The sequence below is a fragment of the Anaerolineae bacterium genome (assembly GCA_016931895.1).
Classification (GTDB): Bacteria; Chloroflexota; Anaerolineae; order 4572-78; family J111; genus JAFGNV01.
The window spans coordinates 1-4031 of record JAFGDY010000314.1; the positions used below are offsets into that span (position 1 = coordinate 1).

Consider the following 4031-nt stretch of genomic DNA (forward strand, 5'->3'; position numbering starts at 1 on the left):
ATCGAGGTGTTCCTCAGATACCGGCTCGTCAGTGTAGTGACGAATACTCCGGCGATCTTGAATTAACTTCATCGCCGCTTCTACTAAATCATACTGTTCTGGCACTTTGATTCTCCTTTCAATAGGAAACTTAGTTTGTTGGCCTCCTGCCAATAACTCAGTCCAAACTCATCGCCGAAATCCCAATAATAAAAACGACCACAGGTTTTGAAGGTAGCGCAGAACTGTGGTCGGTGTTGTAGCCGTTGTTGCCGATGCATAGGAACACGCACCGTATGAACCAATTTCGGCGCATTCTCATCGGCTGGGGGAAAAAACCAGAAAACTACGTCGTCTTTCTGCATTTCGCTTGTACTCTCACTTTTCGGGACGACAGGTTATTCGGCTACGCTCTTAAATAGCTCCATCTGGAGAAGATTGACGCGCATATTTAAAAGCGCATGTCTCTTCTGTGCCAGATGGGACTTGGGAGAAAGCCTCATTCCTTACCGAAACTTGCTTGATTGGTGAATAGGTTTCATAGAATGAAATATCATATCATACCGCGATACAATATAACATTATATACAGAGTTTGTCAAGCCCAAAGCGCTTTGATTGGGCTATTTTGCCTGTCTCTGGGCAGTTCTGCCGGGCCCGCAGCCGCGTTCCTGGGCGTCAACCACGGCCAGGGTAGCGGTGTTAACAATACTGCGCACTTCGTCGCCGCGTTGCAAAACGTGGATTGAATGTTTCATGCCGAGCAAAATCGGACCGATGGCTTCGGCATTGCCCAATCGCTGCATGAGCTTGTACGAGGTGTTGGCGGCCTCCAGGCTGGGAAAAACCAGCACGTTGGCGTCTTTTACTTGACTAAAGGGATACAACTCGTCAACAATTTCGGGCATCACCGCGGTGTCGGCCATCATCTCACCATCTACAATGAGATCGGGGTGGCGCTCGTGCAAAATTTCTACGGCTTGAGAAACTTTTCCTGAGAAGGGGTGGCGCGTGCTGCCAAAATTGGAGAAGCTGAGCATAGCCACGCGCGGCTCAATATCCCAGCAGCGCACCTCATCGGCGGCCATGGCCGCAATTTCGGCCAGGTCTTGGGCAGAGGGATCAATGTTGACGGTGGTATCCACAAAAAAGTAAACCTTTTCGTGGGCGATGATGATATACATGCCCGCCACTTTATGAATACCCTCGCCGGTACCGATAATTTGCAGAGCTGGGCGAATGATGTCGGGATAGTTGTGGGTCAGGCCGGAAACATAAGCGTCGGCGTCACCCATATAAACCATCATCGGGCCAAAGTAGCTAAGACGGCGCATCAGCGTCCGTGCGTGCAAAAGCGTGATGCCTTTGCGCTGGCGTAGATCGTAAAAAGCCCGGCAATAGGTGTCGAACCACTCGCTTGAACTGGGATCAATTACAGATGGGTCAAAGTCAAGGCCCAGTTCTTCAATCTCTTGCTGAATGACTTCGGGACGGCCCAACAGAATGGGTTGACCAATGCCTTCATCCTCAATGATCGCCGCCGCCCGGATGATTTTAGGATGTTCGCCCTCGCCAAAAACAATGCGTTGGGGGTTGTGGCGGGCCTTGTTGATGATGTGACGCATCAACTCCCACCCTTTGCCCAGGCGCGCTTCCAATTGCTCTCGATAAATCTCTATGTCAATTTGACGACGGGCCACGCCACTTTCCATCGCCGCTTGAGCCACAGCCGGCGCCATCCACAGCAGCACGCGGGGATCAAAAGGTTTGGGCAGGATGTAGTCAGACCCAAATTTGAGACTTTCCAGATTATACGCCTTTAGCACCGAGTCAGGCACGTCTTCATGCGCCAAAGCGGCCAGGGCGTGAGCCGCGGCCAACTTCATCTCTTCATTGATCTGGCGGGCTTGCACATCGAGTGCGCCCCGGAAGATGAAGGGAAACCCCAGCACATTATTGGCCTGATTGGGGTAATCGCTCCGGCCGGTAGCCACAATGGCGTCGGGCCGGGCTTCTTTGGCCAACTCGTACTTGATCTCAGGATCGGGATTGGCCATGGCAAAAATGATAGGCCGGTCGGCCATAGACCGGACCATATCTTGCGTGACCACATTGGCCGCTGACACGCCCAGAAAAACATCGGCCCCTTTCATCAACTCATCCAGGGTGCGGGCCTCGGTCTCCCTGGCAAATTGGGCTTTGTATTCATCCATCCCCTCTTCACGGCCAACGTAAACCACGCCCCACAGGTCAAACAAGGTCAAATTCTCCTGTTTCGCCCCGGCCAGCAGCAGCATCTTGGTGCAGGCCAGGCCCGCCGCCCCGGCCCCACAGACCACAATTTTCACTTCCGTAAGCTTTTTGCCCACAATCTCTAGGGCATTGAGGATGCCGGCGGCCACAATGATGGCGGTGCCGTGCTGGTCATCGTGGAAAACGGGAATATCCAGCATTTCTTTGAGTTGTTCTTCAATGTAAAAACATTCCGGGGCTTTGATGTCTTCCAGGTTGATGCCGCCAAAGGTAGACGCGATAGCCCGGGTGACATTGATGATTTCGTCTGGATCGGCGGAATCTACTTCAATGTCAAACACATCAATATCGGCAAAACGTTTGAAGAGCACACTTTTACCTTCCATCACCGGCTTGGAGGCCAAAGCGCCCCGATTGCCCAGGCCCAAAATCGCGCTGCCGTTAGAGACAACGGCCACCAGGTTGCCTTTGGTGGTGTAACGATAGGCATCATCCGGGTTATCGGCAATTTCCAACACCGGCATGGCTACGCCGGGCGTATAGGCCAACGACAGATCGAACTGGGTGCCGGTTGGTTTGGTGGGCACCACGGTGATTTTGCCGGGCCGTCCCTTTTCGTGGTACTGCAATGCTGTTTCTTTGGTAATCTTCATTGATAGACCCTCCTGATCTATTTTAGCGGCCTGGATTGTGCGCCACCTTTGGTTGCCTTCCAAGCCGCAGATATGGATTTAACCTGATTTTTACTTGCCAAATTGCCGGATTGACAGATCCGGCAAGCGCAGGTGAACGTAATTTCAAAAGCCCCCGCCGATTTTTTAGGCCCGTATAATCTTTGGTTTGAGCTTAACCTAATCGGCGGTAGCTGGATATCCGTAGTGGAACATTGCCCCAAGATTTAATCTAAGACCCGTCGTCCGTAATAAAACTCACCACATTCCTGACCATCAAAATCCGCCACACGTGGCAGATAGCCCCATTGTTGAAATCCCAATTTTTCAAGTAATTTTCGGCTGGCTTCGTTGCGGTCAAGCAGAACAGCGATGATATTTTTGATGCTCAACGACGGACAGGACTCCAGGGCGAAGCGAATCAGGGCGCTACCAATCCCCTGGCGTTGGAAGGTGTTTTCTATATAGAAACTGATCTCTGCCGTGAAACGCAGCGCCGCCCGACCGGGACGGTAAATGCTCAAACTGCACCAGCCGGCCACTTGACCATTGACTTCGGCGACAAAGATAGGATGTTGGAGCGGGTCATGTTCCAGAAACCAGGCTCTACGGTTCTTCACGGTCACCAGGGTGGTATTGGCAGTTGAGCGGTGGGAGGGGACGGCCTGGTTGTAAATTGCTACAATGGCCCGTAAGTCTGTCAGTTCGGCGATGCGGATGTGTACGTTGGAGTTCATCAAGCAAACTCTTTCCGCAGGTAAGTTACCCCATGTGGCGTGATATCCCTGGCTACAGGCTAGTTGTTTGCCTAAACGTCAGATATCTCCCCGGCATTCAGGATGACTCGTTTTTAGTCTGAATTAAATAGTGTTCCGCCTAGTGAGATGGTGTTCCACAACATAAAACATAATTAACATAGCACAGTTTAGGTCATTTGTCAAAAGTTTGTTCGTAGTTTCCTAACCCGGACAAGGGCAGCGTTGCTTCCAAAGCCGTGTTGCTTCCAAAGCCGCGCTGCTTCCAAAGCCGGAACCAAAAAGGGTGGCTCTTTGGGATTTTCCGTGGCATACCCCAATATGTAGGGGCGAATCCTTGTGGTCGCCCTGGGCAGGCACAAGACCTGCCCCTA

Annotated in this window: 2 protein-coding genes and 1 pseudogene; 1 reads left to right on the forward strand and 2 read right to left on the reverse strand. The window is 51.9% G+C overall.

Going from position 1 to position 4031, the window contains the following annotated elements; genetic code table 11:
- Nucleotides 1–275: 275 nt before the first annotated feature.
- Nucleotides 276–401 (forward strand): annotated as a pseudogene (locus JW953_23870) (IS5/IS1182 family transposase).
- A gap of 200 nt (nt 402–601) precedes the next feature.
- Here JW953_23870 and JW953_23875 read toward each other — a convergent pair.
- Entirely contained in the window at nt 602–2884 is a 2283-nt protein-coding gene (locus JW953_23875; GenBank protein ID MBN1995745.1) for an NADP-dependent malic enzyme, read from the reverse strand.
- Nucleotides 2885–3129: 245 nt separating this feature from the next.
- A complete protein-coding gene (locus JW953_23880; protein MBN1995746.1) occupies nt 3130–3639 on the reverse strand; it encodes an N-acetyltransferase in 510 nt (169 codons plus the stop codon).
- Nucleotides 3640–4031: the final 392 nt, after the last annotated feature.

What these genes read in the sequence shown, in the direction of transcription:
- JW953_23880 (MBN1995746.1), bottom strand. Translation starts at nt 3,639, where the DNA reads ATGAACTCCAACGTACACATCCGCATCGCCGAACTGACAGACTTACGG.
- JW953_23875 (MBN1995745.1), bottom strand. Translation starts at nt 2,884, where the DNA reads ATGAAGATTACCAAAGAAACAGCATTGCAGTACCACGAAAAGGGACGG.